The organism is Pseudomonas sp. EA_65y_Pfl2_P74 (assembly GCF_963970575.1).
In the GTDB taxonomy this organism is placed as follows: Bacteria; Pseudomonadota; Gammaproteobacteria; order Pseudomonadales; family Pseudomonadaceae; genus Aquipseudomonas; species Aquipseudomonas baetica_A.
In genome coordinates this window covers 49,263-65,501 of record NZ_CAXAOQ010000015.1, presented here as the reverse complement: position 1 = coordinate 65,501, position 16,239 = coordinate 49,263, and the positions used below count along the sequence as shown (strand labels likewise).

The 16,239-nt window shown below is 59.0% G+C and carries 16 protein-coding genes; all 16 read right to left on the bottom strand.

The window, feature by feature from the left end:
* Positions 1–16: 16 nt before the first annotated feature.
* The 16 genes from AACY18_RS14210 to AACY18_RS14135 all read right to left on the bottom strand — a co-directional run bounded on the left by AACY18_RS14210 (position 17) and on the right by AACY18_RS14135 (position 16,051).
* Entirely contained in the window at positions 17–1,720 is a 1,704-nt protein-coding gene (locus tag AACY18_RS14210; protein ID WP_339432604.1) for an ATP-binding SpoIIE family protein phosphatase, read from the bottom strand.
* Between the two features lie 5 nt (positions 1,721–1,725).
* Positions 1,726–2,031 (bottom strand): STAS domain-containing protein, encoded by a 306-nt coding sequence (locus AACY18_RS14205; RefSeq protein ID WP_339432605.1) that lies wholly within the window; start codon positions 2,029–2,031, stop codon positions 1,726–1,728.
* A 110-nt stretch (positions 2,032–2,141) separates the two neighbouring features.
* Complete coding sequence (gene fliJ / locus AACY18_RS14200) at positions 2,142–2,591, bottom strand: flagellar export protein FliJ (RefSeq protein WP_339432606.1); 450 nt, start codon at positions 2,589–2,591, stop codon at positions 2,142–2,144.
* Positions 2,592–2,597: 6 nt separating this feature from the next.
* Positions 2,598–3,956, bottom strand: coding sequence for a flagellar protein export ATPase FliI (gene fliI / locus AACY18_RS14195; RefSeq protein ID WP_339465202.1), 1,359 nt, complete (start codon positions 3,954–3,956; stop codon positions 2,598–2,600).
* Entirely contained in the window at positions 3,946–4,749 is an 804-nt protein-coding gene (gene fliH / locus AACY18_RS14190; protein WP_339465201.1) for a flagellar assembly protein FliH, read from the bottom strand. The genes fliI and fliH overlap by 11 nt, the downstream gene beginning before the upstream one ends.
* A 4-nt stretch (positions 4,750–4,753) precedes the next feature.
* Positions 4,754–5,773, bottom strand: a complete 1,020-nt coding sequence (fliG, locus tag AACY18_RS14185; RefSeq protein WP_007920042.1) for a flagellar motor switch protein FliG — start codon at positions 5,771–5,773, stop codon at positions 4,754–4,756.
* Positions 5,766–7,553, bottom strand: a complete 1,788-nt coding sequence (gene fliF / locus AACY18_RS14180) for a flagellar basal-body MS-ring/collar protein FliF (RefSeq protein ID WP_339432609.1) — start codon at positions 7,551–7,553, stop codon at positions 5,766–5,768. Before fliF ends, fliG begins: the two co-directional genes overlap by 8 nt.
* Positions 7,554–7,568: 15 nt before the next feature.
* Complete coding sequence (gene fliE / locus AACY18_RS14175) at positions 7,569–7,898, bottom strand: flagellar hook-basal body complex protein FliE (protein WP_221731982.1); 330 nt, start codon at positions 7,896–7,898, stop codon at positions 7,569–7,571.
* A gap of 128 nt (positions 7,899–8,026) precedes the next feature.
* Positions 8,027–9,418 carry a sigma-54-dependent transcriptional regulator gene (locus tag AACY18_RS14170; protein WP_339432670.1) on the bottom strand — a complete coding sequence of 464 codons (1,392 nt, stop codon included), beginning with the start codon at positions 9,416–9,418 and terminating at the stop codon, positions 8,027–8,029.
* Positions 9,419–9,423: 5 nt separating this feature from the next.
* Complete coding sequence (locus tag AACY18_RS14165; protein WP_401136345.1) at positions 9,424–10,635, bottom strand: sensor histidine kinase; 1,212 nt, start codon at positions 10,633–10,635, stop codon at positions 9,424–9,426.
* A 110-nt stretch (positions 10,636–10,745) separates the two neighbouring features.
* Positions 10,746–12,221, bottom strand: coding sequence for a sigma-54 dependent transcriptional regulator (locus tag AACY18_RS14160; protein ID WP_221731983.1), 1,476 nt, complete (start codon positions 12,219–12,221; stop codon positions 10,746–10,748).
* Between the two features lie 172 nt (positions 12,222–12,393).
* On the bottom strand, positions 12,394–12,690 hold the full coding sequence (locus AACY18_RS14155; protein WP_339432610.1) for a flagellar protein FliT: 297 nt from the start codon (positions 12,688–12,690) through the stop codon (positions 12,394–12,396).
* An 11-nt stretch (positions 12,691–12,701) separates the two neighbouring features.
* Positions 12,702–13,100, bottom strand: a complete 399-nt coding sequence (gene fliS, locus AACY18_RS14150) for a flagellar export chaperone FliS (RefSeq protein WP_141128979.1) — start codon at positions 13,098–13,100, stop codon at positions 12,702–12,704.
* Between the two features lie 129 nt (positions 13,101–13,229).
* Positions 13,230–14,678, bottom strand: coding sequence for a flagellar filament capping protein FliD (gene fliD, locus AACY18_RS14145; protein WP_339432611.1), 1,449 nt, complete (start codon positions 14,676–14,678; stop codon positions 13,230–13,232).
* Between the two features lie 82 nt (positions 14,679–14,760).
* Entirely contained in the window at positions 14,761–15,117 is a 357-nt protein-coding gene (locus AACY18_RS14140) for a flagellar protein FlaG (RefSeq protein ID WP_339432612.1), read from the bottom strand.
* Between the two features lie 73 nt (positions 15,118–15,190).
* Positions 15,191–16,051 (bottom strand): flagellin domain-containing protein, encoded by an 861-nt coding sequence (locus AACY18_RS14135; RefSeq protein ID WP_339432613.1) that lies wholly within the window; start codon positions 16,049–16,051, stop codon positions 15,191–15,193.
* Between the last annotated feature and the right edge of the window lie 188 nt (positions 16,052–16,239).

Sequence of the window (16,239 nt, the reverse complement as noted above, 5' to 3'; positions counted from 1 at the left end):
TCAAGAATTGCGCGGATTATGCACCAACCCCCCAGGAAAATTCCACGCGGGCACTACGGCCCTGGTCCGACCAGCTCGCGTTGCGCCCCAATTGGCGGATCAAGCTGACACCACGCCCCGACAGACGGACATCTTCGATTGGCCGATCCATCACCCGGGCAACATCAAACCCCTTGCCACTGTCTTCAACCCGAATGACCAGACAGCCACCTGAACCTTGCGGCTGCACCTGTAGATGTACGCGGACATAACCGTCCTGCAATGCTTCCAGACGCGCATTGCGCTGTTCATAGTAGCGGGCGAATCCGGCAGCATCGCGTTTGAGACTGGAATCCAGCCCCAACACTCCGTGCTCCAGTGCATTGGAATACAACTCGGCGAGCACGCTGTACAACGCGCCGCTTTGCGCTCGCAACCCATGCACTTCGAGCAGCAACTGCAACAGGTATGGCAATGGATTGAAACGCTTGAGCGTAGCGCCGCGAAACTCGAAGCTCACCGACCAGTCCAGCGGGCACGACTGGCCGCTGTCCGAATACATCGGCTGCGAAGGATTGGCCTGCACTGGCTCCAGCAGGCTGATCTCGACCATGCTCACGTCATCACGCGCCTCACCACGAAAATCGCACAGCGCCCGCTCGATATCCTCGAACAACCGATCAGGCTCGCGATTGGCAGCAAACACCTGCTGCAAACGCTCGACACCGAACAGTTGATCATGGGCATTGCTGGTGTCGATCACCCCGTCGGACAACAGGAAAACCCGATCACCGACAGCCATCGGATAGACTTGCGTACTGTCATCGAACGCTTGCGGACTCAGAACGCCCAGCGGCAGATGCTGCGCGGCCAACGGAATACGCTCGCCGCTGGCAATCCGGTGCAGATAGCCGTCAGGCATGCCGCCGTTCCAGACCTCCACCGAACGCCTCTGGAAACTCAGGCACAGCAGCGTTGCGCAGCAAAACATGTCCACCGGCAAAATACGCTTGAGCTTGGCATTCATCTCTCGCAGGGTTTCGGCCAGGCCGTAGCCCTTGGCCGTCATGCCGTAAAACACTTCGGCCAACGGCATGGCACCCACCGCGGCCGGCAAACCGTGGCCGGTAAAATCGCCTAACAGCAAATACATGTCGCCCGCGGGGGTGTGCGCCGCCAGCAGCAGGTCACCATTGAACAGCGCATAGGGCGATTGCAAATAGCGGATATTCGGCGCACTCAGACAACCGGAATGCGCGACCTTATCAAACACCGCTTTGGCGACACGTTGCTCGTTGAGCAAATAATGGTGATGTTTGGCAATCAGGTCGCGCTGTTGCAGCACAGTGGCCTGCAAACGGCGCAACCGATCCATCGCCTTGATTTTGGCGGCGAGGATGACCTGGTTGTAGGGCTTCGCCAGAAAGTCGTCACCTCCTGCCTCAAGGCAACGCGCCAGGGCTTCACTTTCGGTCAGCGACGTGAGGAAGATGATCGGCACCAGGGTTTCCCCTGCCAGCGCCTTGATCTGTCGCGCGGCCTCGAAACCGTCCATCACCGGCATCATCGCGTCCATCAGGACAAGACTGGGTTGCTGACGGCGGAAAATATCGACGGCTTCGGCACCGTTGGCCGCCGTGAGCACTTCATGGCCCTGACGACGAACGATGGTCGACAGCAGCAAACGGTCAGCGGCGCTGTCTTCGGCGATCAGGATCGTCAGCGGCTCTTGCGCCTGCATGGTCGTCAACTGATGTGGAAGAGCTTGTCGAAGTTGGAAATGGCGAGAATTTTGCGTACGTCGGAGCTGCTGTTGACCACCCGTACGTCCGATTCATCACCGCCAGCATGATCGCGCAGCAGGAGCAGCATACCCAGCGCAGAGCTGTCGAGATAGGTCGCGTCTTTAAGGTCGACCACGATGGACTCAGGCTTACGGCTGAGCCCCTCATAAGACTCGCGAAACTCCTGATGGCGACCGAAATCGAAACGCCCCTTGACCGAGATCGTCAGTTTTTGACCATCCGGAGATACTTCTCTAACGACTGACATTGACTGGCTTCCTTGTCATTGCGAACGTGTACAAGGTTTAGCACTTGGCATGCGCAGGAGCAAGGCGCAATACACGATCAAATACATGTACGAGCTTGAGGTACTTATTTTTAGTAAGGATCATGTCGGGGTAGACGTTGGGACAACTCGTCGAGCAACTTCTGCTCGCGTTTGTCTTCAAGGCGCTGCGCCTCCTCGCGATAGCGCTGCACCAGTTTGCGCAGGCCTTCAACTTTGGCGAAGGCCTGCTGCCAAGCCTCACGCGCCTTGTCCAAATTATTCTGATGCCAGACCAGGCTCTGGCGCTGCTGATCAACGGCGGTGTCGAGTTGCGCCAGAAACCCCTGAAACCCTAGCAGCCATTGCCCGCTAACACCGGTGCTGCCGCGCACGATCCATTGCTGCGAGTAATCCAGGCGAAAGGCATGCAGGTCGGCGAGCTTGCTTTCGGCTACCTTCACTTGCCCCTGGAAATAGCCCAAACGCTGCACGGCGGTTTTCTCGGCTTGCTCGGCCATGTCCACTACCGGCGCCAGGCGCGCTGCTCGGCTGACAGCCATGGCCGGTTATCCGCCCGCCGCTGGCGCGAAGAGGGTTTCAAGATAGGCTTGGCTCTCCCCCATGTTGATGCTGTCGTTCAGCCCCTGACGCTGATACCTGACCAATTGTGGTTGCAGGGAAATCGCCAGATCGGTCTCGCGGTCACCACCTGCAACATAAGCGCCGACGCTGATCAGATCGCGACTCTGCTGATAACGCGACCATAGCTGTTTGAAATACTGCGCGCGCTGCATGTGTTCCGACGACACCACCGCTGGCATTACCCGACTGATCGACGCTTCGATATCGATGGCCGGGTAGTGCCCTTCCTCGGCCAGGCGCCGGGACAGCACGATGTGGCCGTCAAGTACGCCTCGGGCCGAGTCGGCAATCGGGTCCTGCTGGTCATCGCCTTCGGACAACACGGTATAGAACGCGGTAATCGCCCCCCCGCCCTTCTCCGCATTACCGGCGCGCTCCACCAACTTGGGCAACTTGGCAAACACCGACGGCGGATACCCCTTGGTCGCGGGCGGCTCGCCGATGGCCAGGGCGATTTCCCGCTGGGCCTGGGCAAAACGGGTCAACGAATCCATCAGCAACAGAACGTTCTTGCCCTTGTCGCGAAAATACTCGGCGATCCGCGTGCAGTACATGGCTGCGCGCAGACGCATCAACGGCGCATCGTCCGCTGGCGAGGCCACCACCACCGAACGCTTGAGGCCTTCTTCACCGAGAATGTGCTCGATGAACTCCTTGACTTCACGACCCCGCTCACCGATCAGACCCACGACGATAATGTCGGCCTCAGTGAAGCGAGTCATCATGCCCAGCAATACGGATTTACCGACACCGGTACCGGCGAACAGGCCCAGTCGCTGCCCCCGGCCGACCGTCAACAAACCGTTGATGCAACGAATGCCCACATCCAGTGGAACACTGATCGGGTCACGGTTGAGCGGGTTGATCGTCGGGCCGTCCATCGGCACCCAGTCTTCGGCTTTCATGCCGCCCTTGCCGTCCAGCGCGCGACCGGCGCCGTCGAGCACACGACCGAGCATGCTCATGCCCATCGGCAAGCGACCGGTATCGGCCAGCGGCACCACACGGGCGCCCGGGGCGATACCGGCGACGCTGCCGACCGGCATCAAAAAGACTTTGCTACCGGAGAAGCCCATGACTTCCGCTTCAACCTGCGAAGGGTGATAGCTGTCGTCGTTGATCACCAGGCAGCGCGTGCCCATGGCTGCGCGCAGGCCTTCGGCTTCCAGCGTGAGGCCGACCATCCGCAGCAGGCGACCTTCGAGAATGGGCGCACCGGCCATTTCAGTGGCCTCGGCATAAGTGCTCAGGCGCTTGGCGAAACTGGTGCGTTCAAGGCGCATCGGTGGCGTCCGCGAGCGGCTCGTCTGGGGCCGCCACCGGTTTGGCGTCCTCAGGGATATCCAGACTCAAGTCCGGCGCGGCCGGGTGCAGAGCCTGTTCGTGCAACTGATCGAACAGCTTGTCCATGACCTGAGTGACGCGGGTTTCAATGCTCGCGTCGATTCGGCTTTGCTCGGTTTCAACGCGGCACCCACCCGGCATCAAGGATTCGTCCTCGACGATGCGCCAGGTTTCCTCATGACGCTCGCGCAGGGCTTTGGCCTGTTCGAAGTCCTGAGGGTTGATGTACAAGCGCACATTATCGACGCCCAGCGGCAGCAGCTTGAGGGCGTCGCGCATGACGTGTTCGATCTGGCTCGAGTCGATGGCCAACTCGCGCTTGATCACCTGTTTGGTGATGTGCTGTACGAGGTCGACCAACGACTTTTCGATCTGCGTGTCTTGTTCGGCGATGGGCTCGAACAGATGCCCCATCAATTGCTCAAGGCTGACAAGTTTAGCCTCCAAGGCCACTTCGGCCTCTTGACGCACCTTGAGCGTGGCACTGTGAAAACCCTCTTTTTCGCCGATGGCGAAACCCTCGTTGTAGGCCTCCTGACGGATGCTTTCGAGTTCTTCCAGGGTCAGTGGCTGGACTTCTTCCAGCGGCACTTCTTCCATTTCCGGCGGTTCGGGCTCCGGCTCCGGCTCGGGTTCCGGTTTCGGCGGATCGAAACTGGGCAGTGCCCAGGACTCGAAACTGCGAACATCCCGGGCACGGATCAGATCCGTCACATCGTCATGCTTGTCCATGGGCTTAGATCATTTCCTCGCCGCCCTTGCCACCGAGCACAATCTCGCCGGCTTCGGCCATACGACGGGCAATGGTGAGGATTTCTTTCTGTGCCGTTTCCACGTCGCTGACACGCACCGGACCTTTGGCCTCGAGGTCGTCGCGCAACAGTTCGGCCGCACGTTTGGACATGTTCTTGAAGATCTTCTCTTTGACGCCTTCGTCCGAACCCTTGAGGGCCAGCACCAGCACGTCGGAAGACACTTCGCGCAGCAGCGCCTGAATGCCGCGGTCGTCGACATCGGCCAGGTTGTTGAACACGAACATGAGGTCTTCGATCTGACCGGACAGGTCTTCGTCGACTTCGCGGATCGAGTCCATGAGCTGCCCTTCGATCGAGCTGTCGAGGAAGTTCATGATGTCCGCCGCACGCTTGATGCCACCCAGGGTGGTGCGCGAGGCGTTCGAGTTGCCGGAGAACTGCTTCTCGAGAATCTGGTTCAGTTCTTTCAGTGCCGCTGGCTGCACGGTGTTCAACGACGAGACGCGCAGGATGATGTCCAGACGCACCTTGTGGTCGAAGTTGCCAAGCACCTCACCGGCCTGATCCGGATCGAGGTACGCGACCACGATGGCCTGGATCTGCGGGTGCTCGTAACGAATGACGTCGGCAACGGCACGCGGCTCCATCCATTTCAGGCTGTCCAGGCCGCTGGTGTTGCCACCGAGCAGGATGCGGTCGATCAGGCCGTTGGCCTTGTCTTCACCCAGGGCCTGGGTGAGCATTTTGCGCACATAGTCGTCGGAACCGACGCCCAGGCTGGTCTGGTCGCCGACGATGTCGACGAACTCGCTCATGACCTGCTCGACCTGCTCGCGATGGACGTTACCCATCTGCGCCATGGCCACACCCACACGCTGAACCTCTTTGGGCCCCATGTGGCGCAGCACTTGCGCAGCATCGGTCGAGCCAAGGGACAGCAGCAGAATCGCGGCTTTGTCGACCTTGTTCAGTTTGACGGTAGCGGCTCGGTTATCACTCATCTGCGTTAATCCACTCTTTCACGACCTGAGCCACGCGACCCGGGTCTTCAGCCACCAGACTCTTGATTGCATTCAGCTGCGCGTCATAACCCTCGCTCGGGCTCGGCAACAGAATGCTCTGCGGACCACCGAGGCTTACGCGGTCGTTGGAAAGTTCGCCGTCCAGGCCGCCCATGCCACCGAGTTCCACGTCGCTGCCCAAACCGGCCAGCTCCTTGCCTTTGCCGCCGCCGGTGATGTTGTTGAGCACCGGACGCAGCACACCAAACACCAGCACCAGGATGAACAACACACCCAGCACCTGTTTGACGATGTCCCAGAACCATGGCTGGGAGTAGAACGGAATATCGGCAATCACTTCGCCGCGCTCGGCGGAGAACGGCATGTTGATCACGCTGACGCTGTCGCCACGGCTGGCGTCGAAACCGACGGCGTCCTGCACCAGACGGGTGAAGCGCGCCAATTCATCGGCGCTCCACGGCGCGCGGGTGATTTCCCCGTTGGCCGCATTGACCTTGACCTGATCGTCGACCACCACCGACACCGACAGCCGATTCAGGCGACCCTGCTGCTGCTTGGTGTGGCTGATGGAGCGATCGAGTTCGAAGTTCTTGGTGGATTGTTGACGCTTGTCAGCCGGGTACGGCGCGAGCATCGGCTGGCCGGTGGCCGGGTCCATGATCTGCTGACCGTTGGCATCAACCAATGGTTGACCTGGCTGGATCATGCCAGCCGCAGTGGCAGCACCACCGGTGGTTTGCGGCGCCGAAGCTGGCGACGGCGGCTGGTTGCTCAGCGCCCCTGGCACACCTTGCGGGCCGTTGCTGGCGGTACGCTGCTCGTTGACCGACTGCTCGCTGCGCAACGCCGGTTGATCCGGGTTGAACTGTTCGGCAGTGGATTCGACGGCGTTGAAATCGATATCGGCCGAGACTTCGGCCTTGTAGCGGTCGTTGCCCAGTACCGGTTGCAGAATGTTGTGCACGCGCTGGGTGAGCATGCTTTCCATGCGGCGGCTGTAATCGAACTGCTTGCCGGCCATGGTCATTTCGGAGTTTTCCGCCTGATCAGAGAGCAGGTTGCCCTTCTGGTCAACGACAGTGATCTGCGATTTGCTCAGCTCGGGAACGGAAGTCGCCACCAGGTTGATGATCGCCACCACCTGACCTGGCTCCAGCGAACGACCGGAGTACAGTTCAACCAGAACCGAGGCACTCGGCTTGCGCTCATCACGCACGAATACCGAACTCTTCGGAATCGCCAGGTGCACACGAGCACCCTTGACGTTGTTCAGGCTGGAAATGGTGCGCGCCAGTTCACCTTCCAGGCCACGACGATAACGGGTCGCTTCCATGAACTGGCTGGTGCCCAGCCCCTGTTCCTTGTCGAGGATCTCGAAACCGATATTGCCGTCGCTGGGAGTGACACCAGCGGCAGCGAGTTTCATCCGCGCACGGGACAGGTCATCGGCCTTGACCAGCAAGGCGCCGGAATTCGGTTCGACGGTATAAGGGATGTCGGCGGAGGCCAGGGTGTCCATGACCTGTTTGGCGTCCATGCCGGCAAGGCTGCCGTACAACGGACGGTAATCCGGCTGCTGCGACCACAACACCACGGCAAAGCCAATCGCCACACTCGCAGCCAGGCCGACCAACAGGCCTACCTGACGCAGCATGGTCATCTCGGAGAGGTTTTCCAGGAAGGACAGACCGAACAGCGGCGGTTTGCCGTCTATCGGGGTGGCCTTGGCCGGAACATTATCGGCGACTGCTTCTGCCATGACTCAATCTCGTCCTTAAACCGGCATCTGCATGATGTCTTGATATGCCTGAACCAGTTTGTTGCGTACCTGGGTCAGAGCCTGGAACGACACGCTGGCTTTTTGCGAAGCGATCATCACGTCCGTCAGATCGACGCCGCTTTTACCGATTTCAAAAGCGTTAGCCAACTGATTCGACGCCTGCTGGGTATCGCTGACTTTGTTGATCGCCTGACCGAGCATGTCGGAAAAGCTGCTGCCAGCCAGTTCAGGGACAGCGGCTGTCGATTTCGGCGCAGACATGGCATCCATTTTCATGGCCTTCATGTCCATCATCAACCGATTAAATTCAATACCTTGGCTCATGGTCTACTCTCTTTGGCGGCCCGCAATTTTTTGACACTCACTCGGCGGGTACACAGGTGTTAGCAACAAGGGTGCCAGCTCAGGGGCAGCCTTTTGAGAAAAGCGTTTTCAAAGCGTTGCGGTTCAGATCAAGTGGCGAACAGATAGCCTTCGACATCCATCCCCGCATCGCGCATTTGCGCCAGCTTGTAACGCAAGGTGCGCGGACTGATGCCGAGTTTTTCCGCCGCTTCCTTGCGTCGCCCACGCTCAGTGCGCAGGGTATCGATGATCATCTGAAACTCCCGGCGACGCAGGTCATCGCCCAAGGCGCCGGCCGAATCCGCGTCGATTTCAACTTCACGAATCATTTGTGGCGCTGGCGCTGCCACCGGCAAAGCGGCGAACGTCACGGCACCGGCCAGGCAGAAATCCTGCGGTTGAATCAAACCGCCCTGCTGCAAAATAAGTGCACGCTGAATGGCGTTATCCAGTTCACGCACGTTGCCCGGCCATGGATATCCGGTCAGGCATGCTTGCGCCTCGGGCGAGAGTTTCGCCGCGGCATGCTTCATTTTATTGACGTGCTTGGCCAGCAACCGCTCAGCCAGCGGCAAGATATCGGCAGTGCGCTCGCGAAGTGGACGCCAGGCCAGGGGGAAAACCGACAGGCGGTAGAAAAGATCCTCACGGAATCGCCCCGCCGCCACCTCACCTGCCAGATCGCGGTTAGTGGTGGCCACCACCCGGATATCCAGGCTGATCGGCTTGCGCGCACCGACTCGCTCGACTTCGCGCTCTTGCAGCACACGCAACAGCTTGGCCTGCAGACCGAGGGGCATCTCGGAGATTTCGTCGAGCAGGATCGTGCCGCCGTCGGCCTGTTCGAATTTGCCAGCCTGCGCCGCAATTGCCCCCGTGAATGAGCCCTTCTCGTGACCGAACAACGTTGCTTCAAGCATGTTGTCGGGAATCGCGGCGCAATTGATCGCAATAAACGGTTGATTGGCGCGGTGGGATTGCTGATGAATGTAGCGTGCCAGCACCTCTTTGCCAGTGCCGGACTCGCCGGAGATCAACACGGTTGAATCGCTGCGCGCGACCCGCGCGGCCAATTCGAGCAACTGCGCGCTGGCCGGTTCGACAGCAATCGGGCCTTCGACGTCGCCGGTAACGAGGCTGCCCAGCGCATGGCGCGACACCAGATCGAGTAACGCTTTAGGCTCAAACGGCTTGACCAGATAATCAGCGGCGCCTTGGCGCATCGCATCGACGGCACGCTCCACGGCGCCATGCGCCGTCATCAGCAACACCGGCAATTGCGGCTGGCGGGCGCGCAGCAGCGAAAGCAATTGATGACCGTCCATGCCTGGCATGTTGACGTCACTGACCACCAGACTGAACGCTTCGCGCGCCACCGCCGTCAACGCCTCTTCAGCACTGCCGACTGCGTGGTAATCATGACCGGCCAACAGCAGTGTATCGGCCAGCGCCTCACGCAACGAACGGTCATCCTCGACCAGCAGAACCTTGATACCCATGATGCTCACTCAGCTCCCTGTACAGCGGAAAACAGCGGCAGGATCACCTGCGCGCACGTGCCGCGCCCGACACGCGAACGCAGCTGCAATTCTCCCTGATGCGCCCGGGCCACAGCCTTGACCACGGTCAGACCGAGGCCTGTGCCGGTGACTTTGGTGGTAAAAAACGGTTCACCGAGGCGTTCCAGCACCGACGGCTCGATGCCGCTGCCGCTGTCGCTGATGCACAACCGCAGCGTGTTGTCGCGGGTGTAGCAATGCACTTTCAAGCGCACAACGGCGGCGCTGGCCTGAATCGCGTTTTCGATCAGATTCAAAAGGGCCCCGACCAGCGTGTCGCGGTTGCACAGCAACTCGCCGACATGACTGTCGCACTGCCAGCGAATGGGCAAATCCTGCACATGGGTCAACGCGGCCGCTTGCAACGATTGCATTAAGGCATTGGGCGTGAGGCGGTCAGTCAGCGGCAATTCACCGCGAGCGAACACCAGCATGTCGCGCACCTGATGCTCCAGCTCATGCAGACGCTCTTTCAGGCGCCCGGCAAAACGCTGCTGGGTGGCGACCGGCAGCTCCTGCTCGGTCAAATGACTGGCATAGAGCAATGCAGCCGACAGCGGCGTGCGGATCTGGTGAGCCAGCGAGGCCACCATGCGCCCCAGCGAAGACAAGCGCTCGTGGCGCGCCAGTTGATCCTGCAGGTGACGGGTTTCGGTCAGGTCGTTGAGCAGCACCAATTGCCCCGGCTCGGCATCCAGCGAGCGCGTGGCAATCGACAGGCGCCGACCGTTTTTCAGAGATATTTCGTGACCGTCGTCTTCACGCGGGGCGAAGCAACGCGCGATGACATGGCGCCACAGCTCGCCCTCCAGTGGCAAACCGAGCAACTCGATGGCCGCCGGGTTGGCTTCGACCACAATGCCGTGGCCATCGATCACGATGACGCCGCCGGGCAACAGATCCAGGAGGTTTTGCAGACGATTGGCCAGACGCTCTTTTTCCGCCAGCTCCTGCATGCGCTGAGCGCTGACCACGGCCAGCTCACCCTTGAGCTCGGTAACCCGCGCTTCAAGCATGCTGTAGGAGTCAGTCAACTGACTGGACATCTGACTGAACAGCGCGAAGGCCTGCTCAAGACCCTGCCGGCTTGCCTGCTCTACGGAGGGCGGTTGCCCCTCGGGACTGGAGGCAGAAGACATCTGGGCGGCTTGGGGCATTGTGATCTCTCGCTTTGCTGACCGTCAGTGAAACGGAACGTTGCGAGGGATGTAGCAATACCCGTGCCTAAAAAAAACTGCTTATAAATGAAGAGGTTGAAAAACAGGCGTCAATCATCCGCCTGTTCGTCTCCATCGCGCCGGCTCATACCGTATTTGCGCATCTTTTCCACCAGCGTGGTACGCCGAATGCGCAGGCGCTCGGCAGCCCGCGCCACGATGCCGTTGGCGTCGTCGAGCGCCTGCTGGATCAGGCCCTGCTCGAGACCACCAAGGTAGTCCTTCAGGTCCAGGCCTTCTGGCGGCAGCATGGCGTTCGCGGTGAAGTCTGGCGTATGGCCGTTGATTGCCACGCGCTCTTCGAGATCGCTGCGCAAGCTGTCGACCATTTGCTCGTCTTCATCATCGACGTAGCGGAACTTCTTCGGCAATTCGACCACACCAATCACCCCGTACGGATGCATGATCGCCATGCGCTCCACCAGGTTGGCCAGCTCACGGACGTTGCCCGGCCAGGCGTGACGGCACAGCGACATGATCGCCGCCGAGTTGAAACGGATCGAACCGCGTTTTTCGTGCTCCATGCGCGAAATCAGTTCGTTCATCAGCAGCGGAATGTCTTCGACGCGCTCGCGCAACGGCGCCATCTCGATCGGGAACACGTTCAGGCGATAGTAGAGGTCTTCGCGGAAAGTACCGATCTCGATCATGCTTTCGAGGTTCTTGTGGGTCGCGGCGATGATGCGCACGTCAACGCTCTGGGTCTTGTTGCTGCCCACGCGCTCAAACGTACGCTCTTGCAACACGCGCAGCAGCTTGACCTGCATCGGCAGCGGCATGTCGCCGATTTCGTCGAGGAAGAGCGTGCCGCCATTGGCCAGTTCGAAACGGCCGGCTCGGCTGGTGATGGCACCTGTGAAGGCGCCCTTCTCGTGACCGAACAGTTCGCTTTCCAGCAACTCTGCCGGGATCGCCCCGCAGTTGACCGGTACGAACGGCGCGTCACGACGTTTGGAATGGTAATGCAGGTTACGCGCGACCACTTCCTTGCCGGTGCCGGACTCGCCGAGGATCAGCACGCTGGCGTCGGTGTCGGCCACTTGCTGCATCATCTGACGCACGTGCTGGATCGCACGGCTGGTGCCGACGAGACTGCGGAACAGATTGGGTTCTCGATGACGACCGCGCTCTCGGGCCTGGTCATACATTTCGCGATAGACCTGGGCGCGGTGCAGCGAGTCAAGCAACTTGCTGTAGCTCGGCGGCATTTCGAGGGTCGAAAGCACGCGGCGACGCTGGTCTTCAGGCAAGTCGACGGAAGAATTATCGCCCATCAGCAAAACCGGAAGGAACTCATCCCAGGTTGCGAGTGTCTTTAGCAAGCCAAAAAGCGCACCAGGAGCATTGACCGTCCCGATCAGTACGCAAATGACCTCACGACTAGACGACAAAGAGCCGACCGCCTGCTGCCAGTCATGGCTGCCGCAGGGTAAATTTTCTTCGCCGAGAAAATTCAAGATCACCGCCAGGTCGCGGCGGCGGACGCTATCGTCATCGATCAGCAGAATTTTGGTTTCACGCCACATGCAATAGCAACTTCCCTAGTCAACTCAATGCCCAAAATAAGGGGCAAGCGAGACGCTTGCAGGACACCATGTGCCTGTAGACGCCTGAAATCTGAAAACAGCCACTAGTTAAGTCAAAAAACCGTGCACAGTCAAATTTATGGCGCACATGCCTGGATTAACTGGGGGTCAATTAACCAAACAGATGGTAAACCTTTGCCGCCTTTTGCGCTTGGGTGATCTGCGACATTTCGCTGGCTATCGCCTGCCGCTCACCCATCGCCGCCTCAAGAAGCGCCTTGTAGACATGGAGCAACTCCTCAAGATTGTTGCGCAACGCGTCTTCATCCAGAGCAGCTTCAGCCATGACGTCTTCCATGCAGGAACGGCACGCCAGATCCAGCTCGCCAATGGCTTCCCAGTTGCGTTCGGCCAGCGCAGTGACCAACGCTTCACGGGTATCGGCGATTCGCTGCAATACTAGACTCATGACGATCTCCTTCAGAACTGCGGTGCCGGCACAGGAGCAATGGCATCCCAGCCTTCTTTCACCGTACCCAGCAAGCCTGCAACCTCATCGAGAATGCGCGGATCGCTGCTGATGTTCGCCTCGGCGAGGCGCTTCATCATGTAGATATACAGCCCATCCAGATCAGCCAGGGTGTCTGCGCTATTCTCCAGATCGAGGCCTTCGCGCAGGCCGCTGACAATGCCAATCGCCTTGCTGATCGAAGTGCACTTGCCAGGAATGTCCTTGCGCTCGATGGCGCCTTTGGCCTGAGCGATACGGGCCAGTCCACCTTCCATCAACATTTGCACCAGACGGTGCGGGCTCGCTTCGGATGTCTGAGCGTGTGCGCCGACTTTCTGGTACTGCCGAAGGGCTAACATCGGATTCATGTTCTACCTCATTGCCACAATGACTCGTATAACCAGTTTATCGCCAACGAATCACAGAACTTTAGATCAAAAGACAAAAACCCGGCGCACGCCGATAAAGCGTAGCCGGGTTTTTGTCGTTACCGCCTGTTACTTCGCGGACTGCTGAGCGTTCAGGGAGCTGAAGAACGACGTGATATTACTTGCCGTTGCTTTCATCTGCCCGACCAGCAGGTCCATTGCGTTGTACTTGGCCGTCAACGTCTTCGTCAGGTTATCGACGCGCAAGTCCAGGGCCGTCTGCTGCTTTTGCAGGGCAGTGGTGAGGTTCGTCAGGTTGGAACTGCGCTGATCGAGCAGGCCACCGGTCTTGACGTACGGATCAACCGCCGCGTTCATGCGTGCCAACAGACCGTTTTTGGCGTCGGTACCACTGAACAGCTGTTGAACCTGACCGGCCATGCCCGGGAGTTCCATACGCTTGTTGAACACCGCCGTGTCGAGCGCCAGCAAACCGGTTTTGCTGTCAGTCAGAACACCCATCTGCGACAGTACGGACAATTGCCCCTGACCACCAGCCCCCGGATCAGTCAGTTGAGCACGCACATCTGCCATCAACGAGCGCGGCAACGCGTCACCGGTGAAAGCCGATGAAACGGTCAGCTTGCCATCGGCGTCCGGCGTCGCCTTGGACAGCGTGTCGACGGTTTTCCTCAGGGTGTTATAGGCATCGATGAACGTCTGCAGCGACGCCTGGATACCGGCGGTATTGGTCGCAACCGAAACCGTCGCCGGGGTTGCCGTGCCGTTGACGACAGGGCTCGCAGCAACCAGATTCAGCGTCATACCGCTGATTGCGCCCGTCACCGTGTTGGTCTTGCTGCTGACCGCCAGCCCGTCAATGGTGAGGTTGGCATCTTTGGCCACCTTACCAACCGCCCCGGAAGCGCCTGCCGCCGGATTGTCACCCATTTCCTGGGTGCCATCGATCTCAAGACCAGCGATACCGCTGACCTGCAGGTCCATGCCGGCGCCAGTCTTGTTCGAGCTCAGCACCAGGCGCGAAGAACCGCTACTGTCGGTCACTATGTTGGCGGAAATACCGTTGCTGGCCTGCGCCGTGTTGATCGCGTCCCGCGTGGACTGCAAGGTGGCATTGGCCGGAACCGCAACATTGTAATCAATGCCATTCTGACTGATTTTCAGAGTACCACTCGGAATGGCACTGGCGGCACCGCCGGCAAATGCGGCACTGGCCACTTTCGAGCCGGTGGCCAGGTTCTTCACAACAACGCTGTAAGTACCCGGTACAGCCGTTTTGTCCGATGTCGCACCAACAATCGTTGGTGTGTCCGACGTTGCGGTAAAACCGGCAAATGCCGGGCTCGACGCTTTATTAAGGTCGGTCATCGCCTTTTGATACGCCGCCAGTGCGCTTTTCAGCGAACCGACACCGGAAATCTTCAGCGAGTTAGTTTTCGTCTGAGTGTCGATCTGCGTCTGCTTGGCAGACTTGTCGGCGTTGACCAGCGCGGTCACGATCGCGCCGATGTCCAGGCCGGAACCCAGTCCGGAACCCGGTAGAATTGGACTTGCCATGTGCATCTCCCTTCAGATTGTTGCCATTCTTTTGACCGTTACACGCGTCCTGAGAACGTACAAACATTATTCATGCCAGCTATCAGACTTTGGCATCGAACAGAACGTGGCTCGCATTGGCAAGACTGTCTGCCAGCTTGAGGGCTTCTGCGGAGGGAATCTGTCGAACGACCTCACCCGTCTCGCTTGCGATCACCTTGACGATGACCTTTCCGGAGTGTTCATCGATGGAAAACTCCAGATTGCGCTTGATCGACTGTACAAACTTTTCGATCTCCTGCACCGCCAGTTTCAACTTGGCGTCGTCCGAACCCTGACTCTTCGCAACGACCGGCGCTTCAGTCTTGGCAACTTCAGGCGTCTCTGACGGTTTGTCAGCGACCGGCGTTACTGGCTTGGGAACCGGATAAGACACGTTAAGCTTTAAGCTCATGTCCATACCCATCACCTCTTGACGTAAAAAGGCGAGAGAGCACGACCAGCGCACCCCCCCGCCCAAACTCTATCCGAAATTACTGAAGCAGCTTCAGTACAGCGGAAGGCAGTTGGTTGGCTTGAGCCAGAACAGAGGTCGAAGCCTGTTGCAGGGTTTGCTGCTTGGTCAGGTTAGCAGTCTCTGCGGCGAAGTCGGTATCTTGTACGCGACCTTGTGCAGCAGTGGTGTTCTCGGTGATGTTCTGCAAGTTCTGGATGGTGCTGGTCAGACGGTTTTGCGAAGCACCCAGGCTGGCACGAGTTGCACCGATTGCAGCGATAGCGGCGTCGATTGCAGTGATCGCGTTATCGATGTTGTCCGAAGCAGAACCAGCACCAGTACCCGAAGTACCGGTCAGAACTACAGTACCGCTACCTACGGACAGGCTGACGGCGTCGAACTTGGAGCTCAGTACCAGGTCGATGTGGTTAGCCGAACCGGTGTTTGCACCCACTTGCAGGGTCACAGTACCAGCCGAACCGTCCAGCAGGTTTTTGCCGTTCAGGTTGGTAGCAGCGGAGATACGGGTGATTTCGTCAGACATCTGAGCGAATTCAGCGTTGGTAGCGGTCTGGTCAGCAGTGCCGTTGGTACCGTTACGTGCTTTAACAGCCAGTTCACGCATACGCTGCAGAATGTCGGTCGAAGCTTGCAGAGCGCCTTCAGCGGTCTGAGCAACGGAGATACCGTCGTTGGCGTTCTGGATAGCTTGGGTGTTACCACGGATCTGCGAAGACATACGGTTCGAGATCTGCAGGCCAGCAGCGTCGTCTTTAGCGCTGTTGATTTTCAGGCCGGAAGACAGGCGCTGCATCGAAGTCGACAGAGCGTCGGAAGCGCGGTTCAGGTTTTTCTGAACGTTCAACGATGTGGTGTTGGTGTTTACTGTTAAAGCCATGACGAATTCCTCGTTGGTTGGGTACTGCGGCTTCCGGCCCTGGCAACCGCCGGGTATGGCCTAGAGAACCTTCGTAATAGTTATCGTCGGGATTGCAGGTTGCTTGAGGGCTTTTTGAAAAAAATTTGCCATCACCCTGCCACCCCCGAGAAAACAAAGACTTAGCAGTAATTGAGCCGCGAAAAAAT